25 protein-coding genes, 1 tRNA gene and 1 pseudogene are annotated in these 23,743 nt (G+C 61.1%); 10 read left to right on the plus strand and 17 right to left on the minus strand.

Going from position 1 to position 23,743, the window contains the following annotated elements:
* Positions 1-104 precede the first annotated feature (104 nt).
* On the plus strand, positions 105-1,088 hold the full coding sequence (locus BB934_RS31580; RefSeq protein ID WP_099513824.1) for an IS481 family transposase: 984 nt from the start codon (positions 105-107) through the stop codon (positions 1,086-1,088).
* Between the two features lie 62 nt (positions 1,089-1,150).
* Positions 1,151-2,425 carry an IS701 family transposase gene (locus BB934_RS31585; RefSeq protein WP_418294771.1) on the plus strand — a complete coding sequence of 425 codons (1,275 nt, stop codon included), beginning with the start codon at positions 1,151-1,153 and terminating at the stop codon, positions 2,423-2,425.
* 79 nt (positions 2,426-2,504) lie between these two features.
* Here the strand turns inward: BB934_RS31585 and BB934_RS31590 are convergent, their stop codons facing one another.
* Complete coding sequence (locus BB934_RS31590) at positions 2,505-3,488, minus strand: IS481 family transposase (protein WP_099513824.1); 984 nt, start codon at positions 3,486-3,488, stop codon at positions 2,505-2,507.
* A 973-nt stretch (positions 3,489-4,461) separates the two neighbouring features.
* Positions 4,462-4,740: a hypothetical protein gene (locus tag BB934_RS31605; protein ID WP_099513826.1), complete on the minus strand. Its 279-nt coding sequence runs from the start codon at positions 4,738-4,740 to the stop codon at positions 4,462-4,464.
* A 256-nt stretch (positions 4,741-4,996) separates the two neighbouring features.
* Here BB934_RS31605 and BB934_RS31610 point away from each other — a divergent pair, with 256 nt between their 5' ends.
* From BB934_RS31610 to BB934_RS31625, 3 genes are all read left to right on the plus strand, one after another.
* A complete protein-coding gene (locus tag BB934_RS31610) occupies positions 4,997-5,299 on the plus strand; it encodes a helix-turn-helix domain-containing protein (RefSeq protein ID WP_099513827.1) in 303 nt (100 codons plus the stop codon).
* A 552-nt stretch (positions 5,300-5,851) separates the two neighbouring features.
* On the plus strand, positions 5,852-6,124 hold the full coding sequence (locus BB934_RS31620) for a hypothetical protein (RefSeq protein WP_099513829.1): 273 nt from the start codon (positions 5,852-5,854) through the stop codon (positions 6,122-6,124).
* A gap of 287 nt (positions 6,125-6,411) precedes the next feature.
* Positions 6,412-6,681 carry a DUF6894 family protein gene (locus BB934_RS31625; protein WP_099513830.1) on the plus strand — a complete coding sequence of 90 codons (270 nt, stop codon included), beginning with the start codon at positions 6,412-6,414 and terminating at the stop codon, positions 6,679-6,681.
* 462 nt (positions 6,682-7,143) lie between these two features.
* Here BB934_RS31625 and BB934_RS31630 read toward each other — a convergent pair whose 3' ends face one another.
* On the minus strand, positions 7,144-7,650 hold the full coding sequence (locus tag BB934_RS31630) for a hypothetical protein (RefSeq protein WP_099513831.1): 507 nt from the start codon (positions 7,648-7,650) through the stop codon (positions 7,144-7,146).
* 314 nt (positions 7,651-7,964) lie between these two features.
* On the opposite strand from BB934_RS31630, the gene BB934_RS31635 reads away from it, so the two are divergent.
* Positions 7,965-8,282 (plus strand): hypothetical protein, encoded by a 318-nt coding sequence (locus tag BB934_RS31635; protein ID WP_157934440.1) that lies wholly within the window; start codon positions 7,965-7,967, stop codon positions 8,280-8,282.
* Between the two features lie 173 nt (positions 8,283-8,455).
* On the opposite strand, the gene BB934_RS31640 is transcribed toward BB934_RS31635, so the two are convergent.
* From BB934_RS31640 to BB934_RS31650, 4 genes are all read right to left on the minus strand, one after another.
* Positions 8,456-8,815, minus strand: a complete 360-nt coding sequence (locus tag BB934_RS31640) for a hypothetical protein (protein ID WP_157934441.1) — start codon at positions 8,813-8,815, stop codon at positions 8,456-8,458.
* 1,355 nt (positions 8,816-10,170) lie between these two features.
* Positions 10,171-10,302 (minus strand): hypothetical protein, encoded by a 132-nt coding sequence (locus BB934_RS50290; RefSeq protein WP_257792375.1) that lies wholly within the window; start codon positions 10,300-10,302, stop codon positions 10,171-10,173.
* Between the two features lie 255 nt (positions 10,303-10,557).
* Complete coding sequence (locus tag BB934_RS31645) at positions 10,558-10,761, minus strand: hypothetical protein (protein ID WP_099513834.1); 204 nt, start codon at positions 10,759-10,761, stop codon at positions 10,558-10,560.
* A 453-nt stretch (positions 10,762-11,214) separates the two neighbouring features.
* Positions 11,215-12,669, minus strand: coding sequence for an IS4 family transposase (locus tag BB934_RS31650; RefSeq protein WP_099508970.1), 1,455 nt, complete (start codon positions 12,667-12,669; stop codon positions 11,215-11,217).
* A 213-nt stretch (positions 12,670-12,882) separates the two neighbouring features.
* Between BB934_RS31650 and BB934_RS31655 the strand changes: the two genes are divergently transcribed.
* Complete coding sequence (locus BB934_RS31655) at positions 12,883-14,109, plus strand: IS701 family transposase (RefSeq protein WP_099513835.1); 1,227 nt, start codon at positions 12,883-12,885, stop codon at positions 14,107-14,109.
* Here BB934_RS31655 and BB934_RS31660 read toward each other — a convergent pair.
* The 5 genes from BB934_RS31660 to BB934_RS31680 all read right to left on the minus strand — a co-directional run bounded on the left by BB934_RS31660 (position 14,059) and on the right by BB934_RS31680 (position 15,868).
* Entirely contained in the window at positions 14,059-14,379 is a 321-nt protein-coding gene (locus BB934_RS31660) for a hypothetical protein (RefSeq protein WP_099513836.1), read from the minus strand. The genes BB934_RS31655 and BB934_RS31660 overlap by 51 nt on opposite strands.
* On the minus strand, positions 14,376-14,588 hold the full coding sequence (locus tag BB934_RS31665) for a hypothetical protein (protein WP_099513837.1): 213 nt from the start codon (positions 14,586-14,588) through the stop codon (positions 14,376-14,378). Before BB934_RS31665 ends, BB934_RS31660 begins: the two co-directional genes overlap by 4 nt.
* Complete coding sequence (locus BB934_RS31670) at positions 14,581-14,826, minus strand: BrnA antitoxin family protein (protein ID WP_099513838.1); 246 nt, start codon at positions 14,824-14,826, stop codon at positions 14,581-14,583. Before BB934_RS31670 ends, BB934_RS31665 begins: the two co-directional genes overlap by 8 nt.
* Positions 14,827-14,876: 50 nt before the next feature.
* Positions 14,877-14,949 (minus strand) — tRNA-Ile (locus BB934_RS31675).
* Between the two features lie 133 nt (positions 14,950-15,082).
* A complete protein-coding gene (locus tag BB934_RS31680) occupies positions 15,083-15,868 on the minus strand; it encodes a Crp/Fnr family transcriptional regulator (protein ID WP_099513839.1) in 786 nt (261 codons plus the stop codon).
* A 445-nt stretch (positions 15,869-16,313) separates the two neighbouring features.
* Between BB934_RS31680 and BB934_RS31690 the strand changes: the two genes are divergently transcribed.
* Positions 16,314-17,339 carry a purine-nucleoside phosphorylase gene (locus BB934_RS31690; RefSeq protein WP_099514292.1) on the plus strand — a complete coding sequence of 342 codons (1,026 nt, stop codon included), beginning with the start codon at positions 16,314-16,316 and terminating at the stop codon, positions 17,337-17,339.
* Between the two features lie 130 nt (positions 17,340-17,469).
* Positions 17,470-18,408, plus strand: coding sequence for a nucleoside hydrolase (locus BB934_RS31695; protein ID WP_099514293.1), 939 nt, complete (start codon positions 17,470-17,472; stop codon positions 18,406-18,408).
* A 161-nt stretch (positions 18,409-18,569) separates the two neighbouring features.
* On the opposite strand, the gene BB934_RS31700 is transcribed toward BB934_RS31695, so the two are convergent.
* Positions 18,570-19,868, minus strand: a complete 1,299-nt coding sequence (locus BB934_RS31700; protein ID WP_099513841.1) for an ISNCY family transposase — start codon at positions 19,866-19,868, stop codon at positions 18,570-18,572.
* Positions 19,869-20,176: 308 nt separating this feature from the next.
* Here BB934_RS31700 and BB934_RS31705 point away from each other — a divergent pair, with 308 nt between their 5' ends.
* On the plus strand, positions 20,177-20,485 hold the full coding sequence (locus BB934_RS31705; protein ID WP_099513842.1) for an SWIB/MDM2 domain-containing protein: 309 nt from the start codon (positions 20,177-20,179) through the stop codon (positions 20,483-20,485).
* Between the two features lie 84 nt (positions 20,486-20,569).
* Here the strand turns inward: BB934_RS31705 and BB934_RS49530 are convergent, their stop codons facing one another.
* From BB934_RS49530 to dinB, 4 genes and pseudogenes are all read right to left on the minus strand, one after another.
* The gene (locus BB934_RS49530) at positions 20,570-20,839 is read right to left on the minus strand and encodes an HU family DNA-binding protein (RefSeq protein WP_237050528.1); all 270 of its coding nucleotides are present in this window, start codon (positions 20,837-20,839) and stop codon (positions 20,570-20,572) included.
* A gap of 622 nt (positions 20,840-21,461) precedes the next feature.
* Positions 21,462-21,755, minus strand: a complete 294-nt coding sequence (locus tag BB934_RS31720; protein WP_099513845.1) for an ATP dependent DNA ligase — start codon at positions 21,753-21,755, stop codon at positions 21,462-21,464.
* On the minus strand, positions 21,724-22,401 hold the full coding sequence (ligD, locus tag BB934_RS31725; RefSeq protein ID WP_162299246.1) for a non-homologous end-joining DNA ligase: 678 nt from the start codon (positions 22,399-22,401) through the stop codon (positions 21,724-21,726). Before ligD ends, BB934_RS31720 begins: the two co-directional genes overlap by 32 nt.
* Positions 22,402-22,542: 141 nt before the next feature.
* A pseudogene (gene dinB / locus BB934_RS31730) lies at positions 22,543-23,681 on the minus strand (DNA polymerase IV).
* Positions 23,682-23,743 lie beyond the last annotated feature (62 nt).

A 23,743-nucleotide genomic window follows, 5' to 3' on the forward strand; every position in this document is an offset into this window, starting at 1 on the left:
TTGGTAGCGGAACGTTGTTGGGATCGGGTGCGTTACGCAATTGAGGAGTACACTTGGCGCTTCGATGGCCTGCGACGCCGAGCCCCTCGTCGAAGGAGGACGTGATGCACTCCCTTCATCCGCAAGCCCGCACCACCCCAGCCGTTCGCCAGGAGATCGCCCGCTCGCGCGAGCCCACCGGCGTGCTGGCCCAGCGCTTCAGCGTCAGCACCGAGACCGTCCGCAAGTGGCGCAAACGTGGGGCGCAGGACTGCCAGGACCATAGCAGCCGGCCGCACAAGCTGCCCTGGAAAGCCACGGAGGAAGAGCGCGCCATCGTCTGCGCCCTGCGCCAGGCCACCGGCTTTCCGCTCGACGACATCACCTTCATCGTCACGCACTTCCTGCCACATCTCAACCGCGATGCCGTCTACCGCATCCTCAAGGCTGAGGGCTTGGGACGCCTGCCGGCGCAGCAGCACAAGCGGAAGAGCGGCACCTTCAAGGACTACGATCTCGGCTTCGTGCATATGGACATCAAGCACCTGCCCAAGCTGCAGACCGCAAATGGCGAGCGCCGCAAGCGCTTCCTGTATGTCGCCATCGACCGTTGCTCACGCTGGGTGCATCTCGCCGTCAAGGACGACGAACTGGCCACCAGCGCGATCGCCTTCCTGAATGAGGCGGTGCGTGCCTTCCCGTTCAAGATCACGCACGTGCTCACCGACCGCGGCTCCTGCTTCACCGCCGACGGCTTCGAGGACGCCTGCCGCAAACTGAAGGTGGAGCACCGCAGGACCAAGCCGTACACGCCGCAAACCAATGGCCTTGTGGAGCGCTTCAACGGGCGGGTGCAGCGCGAGGTGCTGGGCATTACGATCTACAGCCACCGGGATCTGGAGACGCTGCTCAAGGGCTTCAACCAAGCCTATAACCAGAGACGCCAACGCGTGTTGAAGGGACGATCCCCCGAGCAGGTGGTGCACAGCCGCTTGGCCGCCGAGCCGAAGCGGGCCAACCGGCGCTACAAGCCGCCCGATTCAGACGCTTTGTCGCCAGCCCTCAGGGTCGTCGCTCGCGCCAAGGAGGTCTCGCATCCAGACACCTAACACTACAGTTGCACCCGCTGCGCATGGGCTCATAATCTCCTGATCTGACCCAGGAGGCTGCCATGACGGGTGTGGCCATCGAGCAGATGCTCGAGCTCTGGTGTGTGGAGTTGCGTCAGGTCAAAGCCGATCTCCAATCCCTGTTTGCTCATCCCAGCGTCGCCACCTCGGCGGCCGCCTTCCTCGATGGGGTGCTCGGCCCGGAGCGGCGCAAGACCGGCTGGATGCGGGCGGAAGCCGCCGGTGATCCGGGACCATGGCGCCAGCAGGCGGTGCTCGGGCGCAGCCACTGGGACGCGGATGCTCTGAGAGACATGGTGCGCGACTATGCGCTCGAGACGCTCGCCTCACCTGGTGCGGTACTGGTGATCGATGAGACCGGCTTTCTCAAGCAGGGGCAGAACTCGTGCGGGGTGGGACGCCAGTACACCGGATCGGCGGGCAAGATTGCCAGCTGCCAGATCGGCGTGTTTGCCGCTTATGTGTCGGACAAGGGCTGCGCCTTCATCGACCGTCAGCTGTATCTGCCCAAGGATTGGACGAACAAGCCCGAGCGCCGCACTGCGGCTCAGGTGCCCGACAGCCTCCGTTTTGTCACCAAACCCGAGATCGCTGCGGAGATGATCGCGCGGGCTCTGGCAGCGGGCGTTCCGTTCGATTGGGTAGCTGCTGACACGATCTATGGTGTGGGAGCTATCGAGATGCAGTTGCGCCGGGCTGGCAAGGGTTACGTGCTCGGCGCTCATGCCACCGACCAGTTCTACTCCTGGATCGACAAACCCGAAGTCGCTGGTACGGCCGAGCAGATCACGAAGGCTCTTCCCTCTGAGACGTGGAGGCGCCTGTCGGCCGGGGATGGCACCAAGGGAGCGCGCCTGTATGACTGGGCCTATGTCGAGTTGGCGGATCTTGAGGCGGAGGAATACAACCAAGACCTCACCGGTCTGTGGACCCGCGGGCTACTGATCCGGCGCACCCTTGCTGATGAGGACCTGGCGTTCTTCTCGACCTGGTGTCCGGCCGGCACGCCGATCGACACGCTGGTGCGGGTGGAGGGGCAGCGCTGGGCGATCGAGGATGCGTTTGAGACCGCGAAGACGGAGTTGGGCCTCACCCACAACGAGACGCGCTCGTGGCATGGCTGGCATCGGCATGTGTCGCTGGTGATGCTGGCCTTTGCCATGATGGCGGTGGTGCGCGAGCGCGCCAACACTCTCACGTCACCCCAAAAAAGAAGCGACGAGGCCAAGCTGCAGCGCTGGTGCGATGGTCTGTCCAGGAAATCCGCCGCGTGGCCACACGCCTCGAGCAACACCGCATCGAGCCCGCCTTCGTGATCGCCTGGTCTGCGTGGCGCCGCGCACATCAGGCCATGGCGCAAACCTCACACCGCAAACGAAAGGTGCAACTGTAGTGTTAGGTGTCTGGATGCGAGACCTCCTTGGCGCGAGCGACGACCCTGAGGGCTGGCGACAAAGCGTCTGAATCGGGCGGCTTGTAGCGCCGGTTGGCCCGCTTCGGCTCGGCGGCCAAGCGGCTGTGCACCACCTGCTCGGGGGATCGTCCCTTCAACACGCGTTGGCGTCTCTGGTTATAGGCTTGGTTGAAGCCCTTGAGCAGCGTCTCCAGATCCCGGTGGCTGTAGATCGTAATGCCCAGCACCTCGCGCTGCACCCGCCCGTTGAAGCGCTCCACAAGGCCATTGGTTTGCGGCGTGTACGGCTTGGTCCTGCGGTGCTCCACCTTCAGTTTGCGGCAGGCGTCCTCGAAGCCGTCGGCGGTGAAGCAGGAGCCGCGGTCGGTGAGCACGTGCGTGATCTTGAACGGGAAGGCACGCACCGCCTCATTCAGGAAGGCGATCGCGCTGGTGGCCAGTTCGTCGTCCTTGACGGCGAGATGCACCCAGCGTGAGCAACGGTCGATGGCGACATACAGGAAGCGCTTGCGGCGCTCGCCATTTGCGGTCTGCAGCTTGGGCAGGTGCTTGATGTCCATATGCACGAAGCCGAGATCGTAGTCCTTGAAGGTGCCGCTCTTCCGCTTGTGCTGCTGCGCCGGCAGGCGTCCCAAGCCCTCAGCCTTGAGGATGCGGTAGACGGCATCGCGGTTGAGATGTGGCAGGAAGTGCGTGACGATGAAGGTGATGTCGTCGAGCGGAAAGCCGGTGGCCTGGCGCAGGGCGCAGACGATGGCGCGCTCTTCCTCCGTGGCTTTCCAGGGCAGCTTGTGCGGCCGGCTGCTATGGTCCTGGCAGTCCTGCGCCCCACGTTTGCGCCACTTGCGGACGGTCTCGGTGCTGACGCTGAAGCGCTGGGCCAGCACGCCGGTGGGCTCGCGCGAGCGGGCGATCTCCTGGCGAACGGCTGGGGTGGTGCGGGCTTGCGGATGAAGGGAGTGCATCACGTCCTCCTTCGACGAGGGGCTCGGCGTCGCAGGCCATCGAAGCGCCAAGTGTACTCCTCAATTGCGTAACGCACCCGATCCCAACAACGTTCCGCTACCAAACAGCTAGGCCTGACAACTCGGTTCACGTGCCCGACCATAATGAGTGCGATTGCTTTCAGCCATCCGTGGACGCCGATCAGACGCATCCGGTCCAGTGAAAGGTAGACCATACGGGCGATCCGCCCCTCAACTGCCATGCGGCCACTCCTACAGTGGTGAGCCGTGCCTCTTCCAGATCGGGGCCTCGGCTCTTGGGCTCGACCTCAGTGCATGGAATCAGCGCGGCTCACCCCCCAAGTGTCCACTTAGGCTCTTGCAAGGTCACGGTGTCGAACAATCAGTTCTGCCCCGTGCTCACTCCTGATCACGTACAGAAGCATCCCGTCTTCCACGACAGGAAGAGTTCGCACCACTTCACAGATTCGTCCGGTCTCCTTGATACGGACGAGTTGACCAATGACGAAGACAGAACGCATCACGCACTCCAATTCGAACTGGCTCGCAGCCGTAGGTTCAGCACTCACGAGCCAAATTGTTGCTGAGTGATTTGATGCACGGATCAGGAAAGGTGAAACGGTCCGCGTCTCTTCCGCCCTGGACGGTCGAGCTCGCGGATGCGGAACTCCAATTCATGACGATCGGCGGCGGATGCAAGATGCGCTGCGTCGCGCTCTTCATCCGTGGTCAGAAGGCGCTGTCGGATCCAACTCAGAGGACGCCCTATGCGCAAGGGCAGAGGTGGGTGACCAAGGGAGGCGAGTTTGCAAAGTGTGTACAAGACCATGTCATGGCTCCTCTGATGCGACTGGAGCCCTCTGGTGCTTCCCCTGTCGGCTGCTTTTGATTGTAAGCGTTTTCTCGCACTCGCTCGTATTCGGATTGAGCGACAGCGAACCGGCGTGAACGTTTGGTTATGAGAAGGCTTAGCTCAGTTGGCGCGCGGGCTTCGTCGTTTGATGACCACGACCTCGGTCTGTCGTCCTCGGGTGAGCGCTGATCGGCTCTGTCTGGTCTGAGCCTGTGCCATTAGCACTCGACCTCGGATTTCATCTTCGGGCAGGCCGATCAGCTGGGCGGCGATTGCAATCTGGCTCTCGATTTCGTCTGTCAGACCCTGCGCAGCCGCGATGGCCTCGTCGAGACCAGGAGGGTCATAGCGTGTGCGGCGCCGGTGCCACGCGGCAGGAATACCTTTGTTGTGATCCATGGCCCTCTCCCGGCATCTGCCAAGCCAACGAAGGAGAAGGCGATTTGTGCAATGCACAATTGTCGCAGCCAAGTTTCAGACTGTCGGTAATCAGACGTGCCTCACGAAAGTGCTCAATGCAGCAACGGATCACAATCCCAATGGTCTGACGATGCCGGAGCCCTTCTCGCGATTTGGCGCCGCATGGAGCTACTATTGTTGAACGTTGTTCGGACATGCAGGGTTGCTAGTGTGGAGGTGATAGGGAGAAACCTTGATGCAGGAGCCAGTGGTCACCCCCGCGCAACTGCGCGCCGGGCGCGCTCTCCTCGGTTTGTCGCAGGCCGAACTCGCCGAGCGCGCGGGCCTGCCAGTGGAAGCCGCCGCAGAGGCCGAGACCAAACGTGCAGCAGGTGCGCTCGAGCCTGCCGTCGCAGCCCTACAAGCCGCTCTTGAGGGTCAAGGCGTACTCTTCCTTGACGCTGACGGCGGACAAGGTCCTGGCGTTCGACTGCGGCGCTCCGGTCTACCGGACGAGGGTCTGCGGCCGGACCAGCTAACCAGCGACAACGACATCTGAGAGAGCTGGCAAGCCCATCGGCCCCTGTCAGAAGACCGGCCGGCATGCCATGTTAGGTCTCGTGATGCTGGAACGCTTCCCATGGCCTACCGTGTCCGGTGGCAACTTGTCGGACGATCCGGGCAGCCGCTCGACCACGGCTGCCTTGGCGAGGGTCTTTGCGCCTACGGCGATGCCGTGGCGGCAGTGGCTGAGTTCTTGCGCCCGTACCCAGACGTGTGTCGGTGCCCGGCTGAAAGCTACTGGCTGGCACGCCGCTCGCAGGATGCCGATCTGGCAGTGTGGGTCTGGATTGAGCATCACAGGATCGAGGAGCCGACTGAATTCAGCAGTGCGTTGCTGGTCCTAGACCCGGCAGCAGATCAAGCTGCAGTGCCTGTATGGAATCACAACACTGAGCGTCCAGTGGGGCCTTATTTCTCGCCCTAGCCCCTGAGCCGATAGGTCTGACGCTTGGCTCAAGGATGGCATCCCCTTAACCTGGATCTCACGTTCGCCGGCTTGTCTGTTGACACACATACGAGCTGAGCAGTTTCAGGAGGCTTGGGATAGATGAAGCTGTCCCGCCTCAACGTCACTGCGGATGGCGAGCCCTCTGCAATCTTCGCCCTTGCCGAGGGTGTGGACAGCCTTCTCCACACCCTCGAGTACCAGGAACATGGCGAAGCCGATGAGGAGAGCCTGCTGCCGTACTTTGACGGGGAGAAGAAGCCGCGGGTGATCCGAAGTCTCGAGGAGGTCCCGGAGGACTACCTGGATTTCGTCTGCCTGGGCGACAATCCGGAAGAGTTAACAGTGACCGAGTTCCTCGACACGCAGGAATAGTCACATGGAACCTCATGTGTCTTCCTGCAGCACTATCCATCAGACAGACACGGATTGTTTACCGCAGTCGCGACAGGATGCGCGTGCCGGCGCGTGGCGCATCAGCCCGAACAGGGACCCTGGTGCCATTGGTGGATGGCATCAGTGTGGTAGGAGGGCTTCCTCTCCGCTGACGCCCTGGCTGGGGGTTTTTAGACAGCACCCTTAGCCAGGGCACTTCGACAGGCACCCAGCACGACGGTTGAAGGTCAGGACCGAACAGGGCTTGGCCAGCAGGAGAGAGTGCCATGGCCCGTTATTTTTTCGATGTCCGGAACGGGAAGCCGCCCCTACACGATGACGAGGGCGCCGAGTTTGACAGCGTCGATGCGGCCGTGCAGGCGGCCGCCCGCTCCGCGGCTGAGATTGGAACCAACCGGCTGGCGAAGGGCGATACCAGCCATGTTGTCATCGAGGTGCGGGACGAGCAGAACCAGCGGGTCTGCACGGTGACCGCGTCGATGCGGATTGAGCGACACGGCCCCTCTCAGCAGGGTCCGCATTCCTGGAGCGCGTGAGCTCGAGAGGCCACCATGGAATGCTCTGACAGGAACTTCCCATAGGAGCATGATAGTTCGGCGTGATGACCGTCGATCCCGGGGATCGAGCACGCAAGCATCGGCTGAGGGATAGCTTGGCCTTATTAGCAGCCGCCCTCGGCCAGCTACGTTGCCTTCGATTTATACCGCTCGGAGGGCTCACTGGTGACCCGGAATCATTGTGGCAAACTGTGAGGACGCGTCGGCCTGTTCTGGTATTGGCAAGAAGGCTTGAACTGTCTCACTCTCTTATCCAAGAGGCACAAAAGCACTGAGCAGCTTTCGCCCGATGACGCGATCGGACAGGGGTCGATTGCAAGAAGGCAATCGGGTATGGCGCTCTCTCAGATACAGTAGGTTCACGTGTCGCCCTGGAAGCCGCATTGTATGCCGACCGATTACTTGCCGGCATACAGGCAGCGAAGTCCCATGGTTGCGGGCTTAGTAAATACCGACGAGCCACCCGTGGATTTTGGCGAACAGCGGATACTCATCAACAGAGGTGGGCTTTGAGGCCTTCTGCTGAAGAGCATCCAGTCGGGTCCGCACATCCCCGGACGTTACCACATCAGCTTGCCGCCCGATGGCGAGGGCGCCCTCCAGCACTGCCATGCCTTCTCGCAATGGAAGCCGCCAGCGCATGCGCGTGGCAATGTACACTGCCCGCTCGCGCTCGACTTGGGGCGTGTCGGCGCAGGCCAGGCGGCTCACAACCAGCAGCAGATGCTGCCGCTCCTCATCGGAGGCCTCGTCGTTCAGTTGCATGGCCAACCGGCAGATCGGACGCGAGAAACATGCCGGCATGTCCTCGACAGAGCGCACGGGCTGGTATGGGAAACCCGCTGCCACGATGGCGGCTTCGTTGATGCAGGTGCCACCGTCCTTGCTGGGGAAAGTGTGTGAGCCCTGCTTCAGCTTCCAATTTAGGATGTGGTCGAACTGGTCCATCGCAGCCATCCTCATGGCGCCCCCACCTGGAAGGGTGGCCCCTTGGTGTCATTCCTGTCAATCCAAACGATACGCCTCGGCTTCTCCCAGCTGATCTCACTCACGCGAGATCGGGCTCGTCGTCGGGAGTGAGGATCGAAGTCACCGTTGTCCGGTCCCGCAGACGGCGCTGCGGCGCTGAGATGTGGTCGCCCTACGTAAGCAGTACAACTCACCGTTCACGACAGGCGGGAATTTCGTTTGCATCCCGCCTCTTCTACGCTAGCTTCGATGACGGCCAATGACATGGTTAGTGCATGATCCGGGAGGGGAACATGGGCGAATGGACCACAGTCTATGAAGATGAGATTGAGGAGCGTCTGGTCACCTTAAAGGTCTATCGCAGCGACCAAGCGGCGGATGAAGATGGAGACGACGGCCCAGCCATCCGGGTCACGACCACCTCCGCGGAAGGGTCTTCAAGTGTTGTGGAGGACGATCAAGACGGAGATACGCTTTTGGTCGAGCGCGAGGCGACAGCGCGCCTAATCACATTGGAGCCGTACAGCCTCGAAGATCTTGAGGGAGAGTTGATGGAGGTAGGGTTCAGTCCGAAAGCGGCTGCCCAGATTGCCAACAAGGTCCCTGCATAAGCCGCTTAGCAGCCATACGAGGGTCAGGGCTTATCACTCGTTCCGAGTTCAAAGCTGAGCATGCATCCTGTTTTATGACCCAACGCTGCCGACGCTATTGCGTAGCAGTACAAAACCGGCAGCAGAAATTCGGATCAGGATTCGGCGATGTAACGGCCTAAGGTCGACAGCGGTTAGTTCCGCATCAAGAACTCCAGTCCCGGTGGAAGGTCATGTTCCTGCCGTGCTGGTCTCATCGCCTTGATCGACGATTTCGGGTTCGGCAGCGCTTCGTCCGTGATCCAGGCAGTTTTCCCGTCTGGTGTCTCCAGCGGGCATCCGGCGTCAACATGGAGCATCGCTTCGTGCAGCCATTGAGCCTGCTGCGCGGCGCAGAACTGCGACAGGAAACGCTGATCCCGCTCATGAAAGGCGATCTCCAGGATCCCGCTGCCCTTGTCGCTGACTTGGATCATAATGTGATCCAACAGCCTTTCCTCAATCAGGTAGCCATCCATCTGAGCAGTTATGACAGGGCCGGCGGTCGTGACCAACTTCTTCATGGGCAACCCTCGCTGAAAGGCTCTGACGAGTGTAGGCAGCACCTGTGACGAAGCGGTACGGAGTTCTGCGAACATCCTTAATGCGTGAGCGGCGAGACCCAACGCTCTGCAATTGTCCATGAGCGGGATCAAGACCCGATAATCCAGTTCTGAGCCTGAAAGGGCGGGATTTCCGCGAAATGGTCGCACAAATCCCAAAGCTAAGCCGCATTGAAGCCAAGGTTAACCTTAGGTTAACGGCTTCCCGTAGGGGCAACTGCGGGCCTTTCGCCATTAATAATAGGAGCGCAACGGCTTTCGGTACGGCTGAAACGGGGATGTTTCCGGGTAGACAAGCCCCCCGTGGTCGGACAACGAGCTGATTTGAATCTGTAGCGGTTGATGGCATGCCTGTAACCTTACCATGCCGCTGGGTGAAGGCGTCGCTTCCAGCGCTCGTTGCGCGGGAGTTGAACAGTGGCAGCCTGACGCTTCGTGAGCCCCCGACGCCTGGCCTTCTGCGATCTCGCAACGCCTGCTGCGGATGCCATCAGATCTGCTTTAACGGGTAATGGCGCTGCCACAGGCGGCGATTTCTCAACCGGGTCGACGAGCTCAGATACCTTGTTCGGTCGTTTCCGCGCCTTCGTCTCACTCCTTTGCACGTCCGGGCGCCAAACTTCATCATCAGGAGCTGTGCTCTCCTCTGCGACGAGAGCACTGTCCGCCTTTGATCCGTCCGGGGTCGGTGGCAGGTCTGGAACTTCTTTCCTCCCTTCGCCGGTCGTATCTGCATACAGATCGAACTCGATTTGCTCCCGATCGGCCTTCGATCTCAAAACCTGTTTACGACGAGCGGGTATCGCATCCTCAGAATTGGTTGGGACGACGGCAACGATGCTCGGCAGGATGCGAGGGGCCACCACTGGTTCGGCGACAGCGCGAGGTTCTGCCTTCTGGATAGATGGCGAAGTCTCATCCGGCAGTGTTGCGAACAGTGGCCTCGGCGGAAGATGCTGACGCGGGACTAGAGTGCAGGATTTCTTGATCTCGACGGAAAAAGTCTTCTGATGACGTTTCATCTTATTTTTGGCTATGAGCTCGAAATGACTTTGTGGGGTGCCAGGGTCGGTGAAGCATCGCCTTGCGGCGTGGAGCTACCCTCGCCCTAACATCCGAACATTTCCTGCATATTTTATGACGTCTCGTCTGCCCTGGCAAAGAAAAGCGCCCTGTGCATGGCAGAGGCGCTTCTCTTCCGGGGAGGACCAGCCCCCCAGCCGCTCCTTCATGGATCCAACCACAATGCCAGATGGCTGGCGCTTTGGCTGTATCGAAATAGGAACAAGTGCCGAGAAGATGCAGCGTCAGAGTCCGGCCAGCAGCAGGCTCAGGCCGATCAGGGCTGTAAACGAGACGACAAACCGGACGGCGGCTTGCGTGAAGGTCGGGGCATGCGTCGGAGCAAAGACAGGTGCTGCGACCTCTGTCGGCGGCATGATGGACACCTTCAATAAAGTCAGGTGGTTCTGGAAATGGGTCCAAGAGGCGATCGATCATGCCGCTCGGCCGCCGCTATGTGTCCGATTTCTGCGCTGATGTCTGTAGTCGGCAGGCCACAGGGCAGGCCCTGATGCCTCTGGCCATCAGCTGTCTTTTCCCAGCGGAAGCGATGTCGTCCAGACACGAGCAGGGCTCTTCAAGCCTTCCAGTGGTCAACCGCGCCCAGAGCCGGGCGCCGTACGGCGCGTACTTTAATCTTCCGTCGCATCAGCCTGCGTGGATGATGGTGATCGTTTGCGTGGTTTGCGCGTGTACGCGCTCGGCCTGGTCACAGGCTCGGGCGGATCGACAGGTTCCTCTGGCTTGCTCCGCTCATGGCTGTAGAACACCATGCTGGAGGTCAGCACGAACAGGAACGGCGTCACCAGAAAGGCGAAGATCTGAGGATCGGTCATTGCAATGAATTGTGTGGTGACAGGGGACGCGGCTGCCACCCGTAGCACGCTCGCGTCATTGCGCTATGTCGGCGAGCACCTCTCTGACATGCGGGATTGTCGACTGCTGTGCGCCGCCTACATCCAGGATGTGCGTCATTCCCTTGGCACATAGGCGCCCTGATCGAGGTTTTAGACAGCGCCTCGGTCGGGGCGCTTTTCTATCACGCACCCTGAGCTCGACTTTGGCCATTTCTGGCGGGTGATGTGGGAGCGCAGGGCGGCGAAGCGAACGATGCGGTAGACTGGCAGCGTTTCCGCCAAGAGACACCACCATGCCGGACCTGCCCGCCCGCTTCGCCGCGATCATTGTAGCGTTTGCCCCGCTCTTTCGCCACCGAACCTGGCGTCATGCCGAGGTCCTGCTCGTCGGAGCCATCCTGGCACCCGGTAAGCGCACCGTGACCCTTTCAATTACCCATAGATTTGCGCCCCAATCCTAGCGCCGAGTTCGATATCCATCAGGCGGGATAGTCCTCTCCACATGACGGTGTTTCCTGGCGGAGGATCATGGCCACGGGCAAGGTAGCCGCCCATGCGGGCGATCTTAGTTAAATAGTAGGCGAGCGTCTTGCTCCGCAGCAGCACCTGGCCCTTGTCTCGCACCAGCTCGTCGAGCAGGTCCATTTCCAAGTCCGTCAAGGCCAGCCGCGGCGGCACGTCCGGAACAACACGATTGAGCATCGTCATCCAGAAGATCCGCCAGCTCAGGATGCAGTAGATGCTGAGCAGGTTCACCAGGCGCTCGGCCGTTCTCAGCTTGGTCTCCTCCGCTCGGCACCCGGACTTGAGGATCTTGTGGAACAGCTCGACCTTCCAGCGCATGGCGTACCAGTCGAGCATCTGGATCGCGTCCGCGCGGGATCGTACCGGCAGATCCGTGATCAGCTTCCAGTCGATCCGCGCCCGGTCTTTGGGTGGATGACGCTCCTGTGCGTGGATCACCGTCAGGCTCAGGGCTGGATAGCGCTTCTGCTTGCCGATCGGAGGCAGGATGTGGATCCGGCGGTATTTGAGCTCTACGGTGGCAAGGCTCACATCGCCTTTCGGGCTGCGAACTTCGACCTGATGCCGTCCTTTGACCTTCACCTCTGCCATCTCGTCCGCGATGGTGTGCTGGCCATCGCCCGCCAACCGATCCACGCAGGTTCGGACCAGGAAGTGCGTGCTCAGAGCCTGAGCCGTGCAGAAGAACTCGTCGATGTCGTTCTCCCGGTCGCCGATATGGATGCAGCGCTCAGGAGCACCGAACAGCGCCACGGACTGCCTCATGCACTCCAGCCAGCGGATACTCTCCTTCTGATCGATGGGCACCCGGGTCGGGTTGATCTTGCGTTTGAGCGTCCGGGCGCCCTTGAACTGAGGCCTCGTCCAAAACTTGATCGCCGAAAGCCCCAGCGGCAGCCCATCCGCGGTCACAGCCAGGCAAGAGTGCATGAGCAGCCCGCAGACCGTGTGCATCCTGGAGCGACCTTCCTTGTCCCGGCCGCTGTTGACCCGGCGGGTCGCACCAATCCGTTCAGGCTGTGCTCTTTCGTAGGACAGTTCGGTTGTGTCCTGAATGACCAAGATAGGGCCACCGAAGGCGGCAAAGCGGGTTCGGGTGGCTTGGAAATGGCCCTGAAGGATCTCATGGTCGGAAACTTTGGGATTGGACAGGAAGCGGTAGGCCGCTTTGGTGTTAGCCCAATCCTGGCAGGCCAGCGGAAGGCTGCCGCCAATGGCACCGGCCATGTGGGTCAGGAGCTTGCGCAGGCGCTGGCCGAGACGATTGTCCCGAAAGCGGCACCCAGCGAGTTCCTGATCGACCCAGGAAATAACATTGGCTGCCTCTCCCAGAGGATGCGTCGGAAGAGACGTCTTTGTCATGGCCCAGCTCCCGCGCCGCCTCGTGGGAGCGAATAGGAGGCCGTCCGGCGTATGCCCGGCGCGCAGAGATCAGCGAGATCACGGGAAAGCCGAGACAGAGCCCTGTCCATGGGACACCTCTCACAGATGAGGAGATGCTCACCAAGGAATCACGCTTGGTGCTGGTCAGGCAAGCACTGCTGCTAAGTCAGAAATGTGGGTAATTGAAAGACCGTGACCAGCATCTTGCGTATCACCGGCCTCAGTCGCGAGCGCCACTTCGTCAACTATCATCGCGTGCTCAGTCGGGCTCGCTGGAGCACACGCGAGGCGGCCCGGCTGTTGCTGAGCCTGCTGATCCAGGCCTTTGCCCCAACCGGTCCGGTGATCCTCGGCCTGGATGACACCATTGAGCGCCGCCGCGGCAAGCGCATCAAAGCCAAGGGCATCTACCGCGATCCGGTGCGCTCCTCCGATGCTCATTTCGTCAAGGCCTCGGGCCTGCGGTGGATCAACCTCATGCTCCTGGCTCCCATTCCATGGGCAGCTCGCACCTGGGCCCTGCCGTTCCTCACTGCCCTGGCACCCTCCGAGCGGTATTGCCGTGAGCGGGGGCAGCGGCACAAAAAGCTGACCGACTGGGCGCGTCAGATGATGCTGCAGGTCAGGCGGTGGTTGCCTGAGCGCGAATTGGTGCTGGTGGCCGATATGGGCTTTGCCGCCCTGGAACTGCTGGCAGCGCTGTCTCGCCGCGGCGTGATCTGTATCACCCGGCTTCGCCTGGATGCCGCCCTCTACGAGCCGGCTTCACGGCGCCGGCCGGGGACGAAGGGCCGTCCGCGCACCAAAGGAGCTCGGTTGCCGAACCTTTCCGATGTGTTGCTCCGGACGAGCACGCGCTGGCGCCGCGTCACGGTGCCTGGCTGGTATGGCGAAGGAGATCGCGTGGTCGAGTTCTGCTCGGCCACGGCCGTGTGGCGCCATGGCGGAATGCCCATCGTGCCGATCCGCTGGGTCGTGCTGCGTGATCCTCTCGGTCGGTTCTCGCCCCAAGCCCTGCTGTGCACCGATCCCACGCGCGATCCGCTGCAGATCATCCGCTGGTTCATCCTGCGCTGGCAGATCGAGGTCACCTTCCAGGAGGCGCGTGCACATCTGGGCGTAGAGACCCAGCGGCAATGGTCGGATCAGGCCGTCGCCCGCACCACGCCCTGCTTGCTCGGACTGTTCTCCATCGTGACTCTGCTGGCCGCGCAACTCGGTCAGCGCTCCCGAACCGCTGTTTGGATCGACAGCTGGTATCGCAAGTCTCATCCGACTTTCGCGGATGCCCTGGCGGCCGTGCGGCGTCAGATCTGGAGCGAGATGGGTTTATTCACATCACGCTACCGACACAAAATGTCGAAACCCTCACACGCCCTTCAACGAGGCTTGGTTTACGCGCTCTGCCAAGCCGCCTGATTGGCCAAAGTCGAGCTGAGAGGCGGTATGGCGGTTGTTGGTATTCACTGGCGGCCGTCCAAGCCAAGCGCATAACTCCTCCAGTGATGGAAAGCTGTGCTCGATGTCCTGGAAGGGACGCGGCCTCTTGCTCCGCGGCAGATCCTCCAGCAACTCCGCGGTCCAGGTGTAGGGCTGTCGCAAGCCGCTCCTGACAACGCTAGCAACGATGCTGTCGTGCAGGTAGAGATCATAGGCGCCGGGCGCGAGTTGGATCAGGCTGTAGCTCATTTGGGGTTCCTGTCAGAGGCAAGCGGTCGATCGATCCACTCGCGGGCCTTGGCGAGAGCAGCCTCGCGATCCAGTGCCATGATCAGGATCGGTCGCTGCTTGGACAAAGCGACGCACGCCATCCATTCCAGGCCACCCGGGCTGAGGTGGATCTGATAGCCGCGATGCTCCAGCACCTCGGCGCCCGCGACCGGGCGAGCGTCAGTCATCGGCCTTGCCGGCGGCCTTGCGCAGGGCTGCGTTGATGCGCTCCTGCCAGCCCGGGCCGCCCTCCTGGAAATATTCCAGCACATCCTGGTCGATGCGCAGGGTGACGGTCTCCTTCACGCCGGGGATCGCAGGTGCTTTCGCAGGATTCTCGATCGGCTTGGTCGTTGCCTTTCTGAAGGCAGCCTCCGCCGCTTGCAGGGGATCGGTGGGACGGCGTCCTCCCGGTGATCGCGACATGCCTGTTCTCCTGTGATCCGGCCGGATCGATCGTCCGAGCGTAATCTTCGTGGGCCTGGAGGGACTTGAACCCCCAACCAGACCGTTATGAGCGGCCGGCTCTAACCATTGAGCTACAGGCCCTGGTCCGAGGATCTATGCCTGACCCTCGCTGCTCTGGCTATATCAACAAGGGTATAGCGGGCCAAGAGAGTGGTTGTCTCCTGATCGGTTTTCCTCCTAGTGAATGTCGTGCTGTCTTCTTCACCTTCATGGTTCAAGAACATTGAGGCTGCTGGCGTGGGCCTCCCTTTGCATCCCTGACGTAAGTGTGAGGGAGCAGCCGCTCGAAGCTGCGGCGCACCGTGCCGTAGCACTCGCAGGATGCACCCTCCAAGCTAGTGCGGTCGATCACGGTGATCAGGCCCCTGCCCTGCCGGATCAGCCCCGCCGCCTGAAGCGCTCGCGTAATGCTGCTGACGGTGGAGCGCTGCACACCCAGCATGTCCGCCAGGAACTCATGCGTGAGCGGCACGGTGTCCCGGTCCAGCCGGTCGTGCATGCTCAAGATCCAGCGGCAGCACCGCTCCTCGACGCTGTGAACCGCATTGCAGGCGACATTCTGCAGCACCCGCGCCATCATGGCTTCGGCAAAGTTCAGCACCAGTTGACGCACCTTCGGACGGGTGTCGATCACCTTGTGCAGGTGCTCCAGCTCGATCCGGGAGGCGGCGCCGCAGGCTTGCACAATGTAGCGCCCGAAAGACTGGCGGGCCATCATGGAGCTGACGAGGCCCAGCGCTCCTTCCCGGCCATACACCGCCATCTCGGCCGAGCGGCCATCCTTCAACACGGCCACCAGCGACGCCACCGTGTCATGGGGAAAGGTGGCGTGGTGAAGAGGATCACCCGCCTCGTACAGCACCTGATCCTGCTGCAAGATGACCCCATGCAGGTGCGGCTCGAGCGCGGCGAAGTCGTCTGGCTCCAGTGCCGCCAGGAGCCGGTTGGCCCGGTGATTAACCTTTGGAGTTGGAGCAACGGCGTAAATATGAGGTTTCATCCCCCAAGCTAAACAGGAGATGCACCTGAAGCAAAGGCGGGAAAACAGACCGGGTTCAATAAAAGGAGGCTCAGGCGATGATTGAGCTCATCGCCACCGAGGAGCCGCTGCCATCGGCTACCTCACCCAAGGGCCTGCTCCAGGTCAGCGATGTCTGGTATTGGGCTACGACCAGTTACCACTCCACAGAGACAGGCTCCTTACCAGATGCCAGGTCGAGCAGGCGCTTAGCAGCCGAATCCACCTATAGACGCATCGCTGAGATGCACACTCGATGACCAATCTTGTGGTCTGAACGAGCCCTCTGCCCGCATGACAAGCAATAAAGATCGAACATTCCGATAGCTCCGATCCGGCGAAGTTTGGTAGACCAAACTCAGCCGAGACTCCGATAGCCGCCTGGCTGCTGGGGAGAAATTGTGATCGCAGACGTGAGGAGCTGATGATGTTACGTCAACTTGAAGCTGGTCTTTTCAGCCTTGTGGCTGTGAGTCTCCCGCTAGCTCTCTCCGCACAGGAAGCCTCGCAACGCATCAGCCCTAAGGTGATGGTCATCACTATGTTTGCTGGTGAGGCCAAGCCCTGGCTCGACCATGAGCGCTTCACGCAGAAAGTGGCGGTTCCGGGTCTGTCCAAGGCCTTCCCCGAGGTCTCGTGCACCGACGCTGGTCTGTGCCTGATGACCACCAGCATGGGCTATGCCAACGCGGCCAGCTCCGTCTCGGCTTTGGTCTACAGCGGCCACTTTGACCTCTCGCAAACTTACTTCCTTATTGCCGGTATTGCCGGTGTTGATCCTGCTGACGGAACGCTGGGTTCAGCCCACTGGGCGCGCTTTGCGGTCGATGGCGGTCTGCAGAATGCAATCGATGCCCGCGAGATCCCGAGCGAGTGGAGCACCGGCTATGTTGCCATTGGCGCGAGCCGGCCGGGCGAGAAGGTCGAGCTCAAGTACGGAAGCGAAGTTTACCGGCTCAACGAAGATCTCCTGCAGAGGGCTTACAGCCTGACCAAAGACGTGGAACTGGCCGATGGCGATGCCGCCAAAGCCTATCGGACGCGGTATGCCGCCGCTCCGGCAAATACGCCTCCGCGGGTGAGCATCTGCGACACAATCTCCATGGATACATGGTGGCACGGTTCGAAGCTCGGCGCCGCGATGGAGGCGTGGGCGAAGCTGATCACAAACGGTGAGGCCAACTACTGCACCACGCAACAGGAGGATAACGCGACCCTCACGGCGCTTCGGCGTGGTGCGGAGGCCAACCTCCTCAACTTCGACAGGGTCGCCCTCCTTCGAACCGCTTCGAACTTCGATCGGGAAGGATCAGGTCAGTCTCCGGTGGAGTCCCTGACGGCCAAGTCGGGCGGTTATATTCCCTCGGTCACAAACGCCCACCGGGTTGGCACCAAGTTTGCTCACACGATTGTGGCGGATTGGCAGAATTGGAGCGTTGGGGTTCCCAAGTGAGCCTGACAGCATAGCCCTTCCAGCTCCTCAGCGGTCCGGGTGGGTTCACGCCTGCAGGAAACCCTGCACGTCAGTGTTATTGCAACATTTGCCGAAGGCCGAGGTCAGCGGCGCCCATGAGCGCAGATTGATGAAGAAGCAGGTTATTATCGACACTGACCCCGGCCCGGATGATGGGGTCGCCATCCTGACAGCCTTGGGCTCTCCCCTGATCGAGGTTCTCGGGGTCTGTGCCGTCGCCGGCAACGTCCCCCTTCATCATACCGTCCGGAATGTCTGCAAGATCCTGGAGCTCGCAGAGCGTCAGGATGTCAGGGTATTCGGCGGGGCCAAGACTCCTCTGGCCCGTCCGCTGTTCACGGCTGAATACGTGCACGGCAAGACCGGTTTTGATGGATACGATCTGCCGGAACCAACGATGCCGATCCAGTCACAGTATGCGGCGGACTTCATCGTTGAAGAGGTCATCAGCCGGCCACCAAAGTCAATAACGATCTGTGCTCTTGGTCCCTTGACGAACATAGCAATTGCCCTGGGACGGGATGACCGCATAGCTGAGCGGATCGAACAGATCGTCTGGATGGGCGGTGCTTTGTCGGAAGGCGGCAATGTGACCCCTGCAGCCGAGTTCAACTGCTACGTGGATCCAGAGGCGGCTCGGCGAGTGTTGAGTTCGGGCGCTCAAGTCGTGATGATGCCACTGGATGTCACCCACAAGGCTCACGTAACGGCCGAACGGATCGAACGCTTTCGCACAATGGGGAATCAGGTCGGCCCGATCTTCGCGGAACTCCTCACCTACGCCAAGCAGTTTGACTGGCAGAAGTACGGAGTTGACCGCGCCCCGATGCACGATCCAACAACGGTTGCCTGGTTGCTAAAACCTGAGTTGTTCTCGGGTCTTCATGTTAATGTCGAGATCGAGACAGCTTCTCCTCTGACAACCGGGATGACTGTGATCGATTGGTGGGGTGTCACCAATCGGCAAAAGAACGCTTACGTAGTCCGTGATCTTGATACTGAAGGGTTTTACAATCTGATTTTCGAGACCTTCAGCCGTCTGCCCTGATGACCCAGGATCAGGACATTTTAACTTTGCGGCTACACACAGCATCTCGGCGCAATCCAGAAATGGCACTTAGCGTGCAAAGTTGACATGACACCCTGGGTCTAAAACCGGTTGGGGAGGGCGCCCCGGCGGAGCTGGTCGGGGTTGCTCCGCCGGGGCGCCTACGGTGTCTTGAACATGTGACGCTCACCCTGCCCCCGCCGGCGCGGCGCCTTGGCCGAGCGCTGCTCGTCCCGCTCCTGCTGACGCTGCGCCACATAGGCCAGCACCTCACTCAGGCGCTTGTTCTCGACAATCGCCGCCTGGGTCACCCGCCGCAGCTTGTCATAGGTGCGGTATGGCAGGTCGACCCCGTTGTGCCGGATCGCCAGCCGTCCGTCCGGATAGTCGATCACCGTCACACGCTGGCGGGCGAGAGGGCGCGTCAGCTCAGTGGGCTCGAGCAGGAACAGCACCTTGTCGTACTGGAGCGTCAGATTGCGGGTGATGGTGCGCTCCTCTTTCCAGGCGAAGATATCCTCCAGCACCATGTCCTGCGGCACCGGACGGTGCGCATCCGAGGGGCTGATGGGCTCCTTGGCGAAACGCCGGTTATGATCGGCCAGGAACCCCGGCAGGAAGGCGTTTGCTGCCTCGATCGTCGATATGCCGGCAAGCCGCATCTCCTTGACCAGGCGATCCTGCAGCGTGCCGAACGAGCGCTCGACGCGGCCCTTGGCAGCCGGTGTGTTGGCGCAGAGGATGTCGATGTTGAGCTCATGCAGGGCGCGTCCGAACTGGGTCATGCCGTCACCGCCGTCCGCCGCTGTGTTGCTGACCCGGAAGATGGCGTGCTTGTCGGAATAGAAGGCGATCGGGCGGCCATGGGCTGCGACGTATCGATGGGTCTCACGCAGATAATCGAAGGTGGATTCCGAGGGCACGAAAGCCGCATGCATGAGCTGGCTGGTGGCATCATCGATATAAGCCAGAAGCGTGCATTGTGGGCCACGGTTCTCGAACCACCAATGCTTGGAGCCGTCGATCTGGATCAGTTCGCCCCTGCGCTCCCGGCGATTGCGTGGCTGATGAACCGAAGGAAGGCGTCGGCGGCGATCCAGCCACAGACCGTCTTCGATCATCCATTTGCGGACCGTCTCTCGGGACACGGGACAACCATGGGTCTCCCGCAGCTTCTCAGTAGCCAGCGTCGGACCGAAGTCTGGATAGCGCTCCTTGATGATCGTCATGACCAAGTCGCGGACTGACGCGGGAAGCCGGTTGTTGCCGGGCTGGCCGCGCCGCTTCGACACGAGGCAGACAGCTCCATGCTGCCGGAAGTCCTTCAACAGCCGGAAGACCTGTCGGCGTTTGAGACGGAGCAGGCCGCAAGCGTCCCGAACGGTCACCCGACGGGCTTCTAAATCCATCAGCACATCCAGCCGGGAAAACTCCTTGGCGCTCATCGACACCACCGTCATGCGGCACGTCCTCCTGCAACCCCGAAAAGCAGGAGAGTGCCATTTGAACTTTGCAGAGGGGTGTCATCTTTATATTGCGTCTACACAGCAGATGCGTTGAACAAACATTATGGAACTAGCTGTAGAATCTCTCGAACACTGTCCCGTCTGGCAGGATCAGAATGGCATGCAATCCCCAAACTGAAGCGGCACTTTGCGCGACGTCGACGGACCAGTCTTGAGGTAATGATCTGTTAGGTCTTTCGTCGTCATGGTCGCTCCGTCTTGCCCGTGCTGGTTTCAGCTGGGCGTAACAACGGAGCCTTACCATGTCGATGTCTAACGCCGTTCAGACAGAGCAGGATCACGCTGGGACAAAGGCAGCGAGGAAGCCGAACCCGGCTCTGATGAAGCCATTGCAGCCCTCGACTGAGCTGGCGGGTGTGGTCGGGTCGTCCCCGTTGCCGCGCACTGAGGTGGTGAGCAAGGTGTGGGAGTACATCAAGGCCAAGAACCTCCAGAATCCTGAGAACAAGCGCGAGATCCTGGCCGACGACAAGCTGCAGGCCATCTTCGGGGGCAAGAGCAGGGTCAGCATGTTCGAGATGAACAAGCACCTCGCCCAGCATCTCTCCTGAGACCAGCCCACGTGACGACACGCCCGCCCCGCCGAGTTCCTGGCGAGGTGGGCGTGTTCTCAGCGACCCAGCTACGGCTGCTGGTCAGACTGCTTCCTTGAGTTCCTTGGCGGGCCGGAAGGCGATCTTCTTGGACGCTTTGATCTTGATCGGCTCGCCGGTCTGTGGATTGCGGCCGGTGCGGGCGGCGCGCTTGCGCACCTGCAAGATGCCGAGGCCACTCAGGCGAATCTTCTCGCCCTTCTTCAGGCTCTGGGCGATCATCTCGATCACCTGCGTCAGCATCTCGTTGGCCTGGCGCTTGGGCAGTTCATGCGCCTCCGACAGCTGCTCCGCAATGTGACGCAGGGTCAGGACCGGGCTGGCCGAAGTGCCGGCGGCCTTCTTCGCGACCTTCGGGGCTGCTTTGGCGGCCGCCTTTGGTGCCGCGGCCTTCGGCGACCTCCTGGCTGCTGCGCCGGCCGGTTCAGCCGCTTTGGCTGGTACCGCCTTCGATGCGGCCGCTTTGCGGGCCGGCGCCTTCTTGGCTGTGGTCTTGGTTGCAGTTTTCGCCACGGGTGAGACCTTCCTCATAAGTTATAAAACTTGCGGCCGGTTGATGGGCAAAGCGCTTGCCGCCCAAGATTGAAATCACCAGCGGGCCACGTGCTCAATATCCGTGCCGGCAGGAGTTCACAGGATCTTGTCAGCGCAAGATAAATTACTGCTTGGTGCCAAGGCTTGGCGCTTCATGGGCATACGATGAAACTCCCCTCCCCTCTGAAGTCATTCCAGACCTGAGGGTCCTTGCAGACCATCCTTCCGTTCTTCTGGACGGTGTATCCCTTCAAGATGCCGTTGGTGTCGGCCCTGGCATCAATCTGAGCAAACGCGGTGCTCGCTCCTGCCATGACGCATCCGCACAGAACACCCATCAGAAATCTGCTCATTCGCGTCGCCTTTCTGAAGCTTGATCATCTTCTCTGAAGCTTAATCATCAAGAGCGCCGGCTCGCACCAGCAGGTTCCGGTGCCGGGCGATCCACGACGACCTCACGCGAATCCTTGTCTTCGCGCAGGCCAAGGAAGCTCGGATGGCGCAGGATGTTGTCTCGCGTCCACTCCGTGAATTCGACTTGGGCCAGGTAGCGCGGCTTGACCCAGTGCACCCTCGCTCGCATGTAGGTCCCCTTCGGCAGCACAGCTGTCGGCTTCTCTTGCTCGATCCGCTCCAGCCTGGCCTGAAACGCTTCAAGGAATTCACGGGAGTATTCCCGTCCCGACTTTGCCAGCGTATTTCAGCTCACCGGAGGGTGTGTAATAGCCAACCAGGAGAGCTCCGAATCCAACACGCGATCGCTGCGGCTCGGTGTAGCCGATGATGACGAACTCCTCGGTGTTGAGGCATTTCACCTTGAGCCAGTCAGGATTCCGGGTCCCGGAATACAGGGAACTGCGTCGCTTCGAGACAATGCCTTCGAGCTTCAGAGTGCAGGCCTGGGTGAAGAACGCCTTTCCGCCACCAACCCGGTGCTCACTTACGCGCACGCTGGCCGGAGCGTTGGCCAATGCCCCGGCAAGCAGCTGCTTTCGTTTCTCTAGCGCTGATCCGCGGAGATCAACACCATCAAGGAACAGAAGATCGAAGGCGTAGTAGACCAAGTCCCCAGTGTCTTCGTTCGAGAGGGCCTCCTGGAGGGCTGCGAACGAGCTGATGCCGTCCTGTTTGAGCCGGACGATCTCGCCATCGAAGACGGTTCCAGGTCGGCCGAAGGATGCAAACGCCTCAGCTAGCTCGGGAAAGCGTGCCGTCCAATCCTGGTCGTTGCGGGTCACCAGCCGGGCTCGCCCATCCTCGATTCGGGCCAGCATGCGGTAGCCGTCGAACTTGATCTCGTGCAGCCAGTCATCCCCTTCGGGTGCCTGCTTCTCGAGCACTGCAAGTTCAACAGGGATACGCTTGGGCAATGTGGGTTGGCGGATTCCAGACGTCCGGCTGAGCTTGGATTGTGACTTGGCCATAGTCGGGAAGAAACAGCCACCGTGAGCCCCGGTTCCCAGCGGTTCGCAACAGGCCGCTCACAGCCCCAAGGACAGCTGCGGGCTGTCAGGCTCGTCGGTGTTCAGAGCCGACAGGGACACGCCTAAGAGGCGGACGCTCTTGTCCAGAGGGAACAACATATTCAGGAGGTCGACACCGCCCTGCTCGAGCCCTGCTCTGCTCTCGACATAGCCGGGCAGCGTACGGCTGCGGGTGATCTGCTGGAAATCGGAAAACTTCACCTTGAGCGTCACCGTCCGGCCTCGCACACCGGTCTGCTCGCAATGCCCCCAGACCTTGTCGATGATCGGCTGGAGCTCGGCTTTCATTTCCTCGAAGCTCTCCAGATCCTCTTCAAAGGTGTTCTCGGCACCCACCGACTTGCGGATGCGATCCGGCTGGACCGGGCGATGGTCGACGGCGCGGGCGATCCAATAGTAGTGGGTACCCGCCTTGCCGAAGCGTTCCTGCAGGAAGCTCAGCGACTGGGCCTTCAGATCGAAGCCGGTGAAGATGCCGATCTCGTTCATCTTCCCCGCTGTGGCCGGGCCGATGCCATGGAATTTGCCCACCGGCAGGCTCTCGACGAAAGCTGGTCCCATCTCGGGCGTGATGACGAACTGGCCGTTCGGCTTATTCTGGTCCGACGCCATTTTGGCCAGGAACTTGTTGTAGCTGATTCCGGCCGAGGCCGTCAGATGGGTCTCCTCCCGAATTTTGGCTCTTATCTCCCGGGCCACTTGGGTGGCATAAGCGATGCCCTTCAGGTTCTCGGTCACGTCGAGATACGCCTCGTCTAGCGACAAAGGCTCGACCAGAGGCGTGTACTCGTAAAGATCTCCCGGATCTGGCGCGAGACCTCACGGTAGACGTCAAACCGCGGCTTCACGAAGATCAGTTCCGGGCACTTCCGCCGGGCCGTGACCGACGGCATGGCTGAATGCACCCCGAAGCGTCGGGCCTCGTAGCTGGCAGCCGCCACAACGCCGCGCTCGCGGGAGCCGCCAACCGCAACCGGCTTGCCCCGTAGATCCGGATTGTCCCGCTGCTCGACAGATGCATAGAAGGCATCGAGATCCACATGCACGATCCGACGTTGCAGCTCCGGCCCGCCGGGCTGCTCCCTGGAGCCTGACGTCGGGACGGCGCTGGAGCGATCGTGATTGGTACTTGTCATCGCCTAGGATTGCGGAATGGGGCTACCCCCTCCACTACCATTTAACCTGGATCCTGCATCGG

The sequence above is a fragment of the Microvirga ossetica genome, assembly GCF_002741015.1.
Classification (GTDB): domain Bacteria; phylum Pseudomonadota; class Alphaproteobacteria; order Rhizobiales; family Beijerinckiaceae; genus Microvirga; species Microvirga ossetica.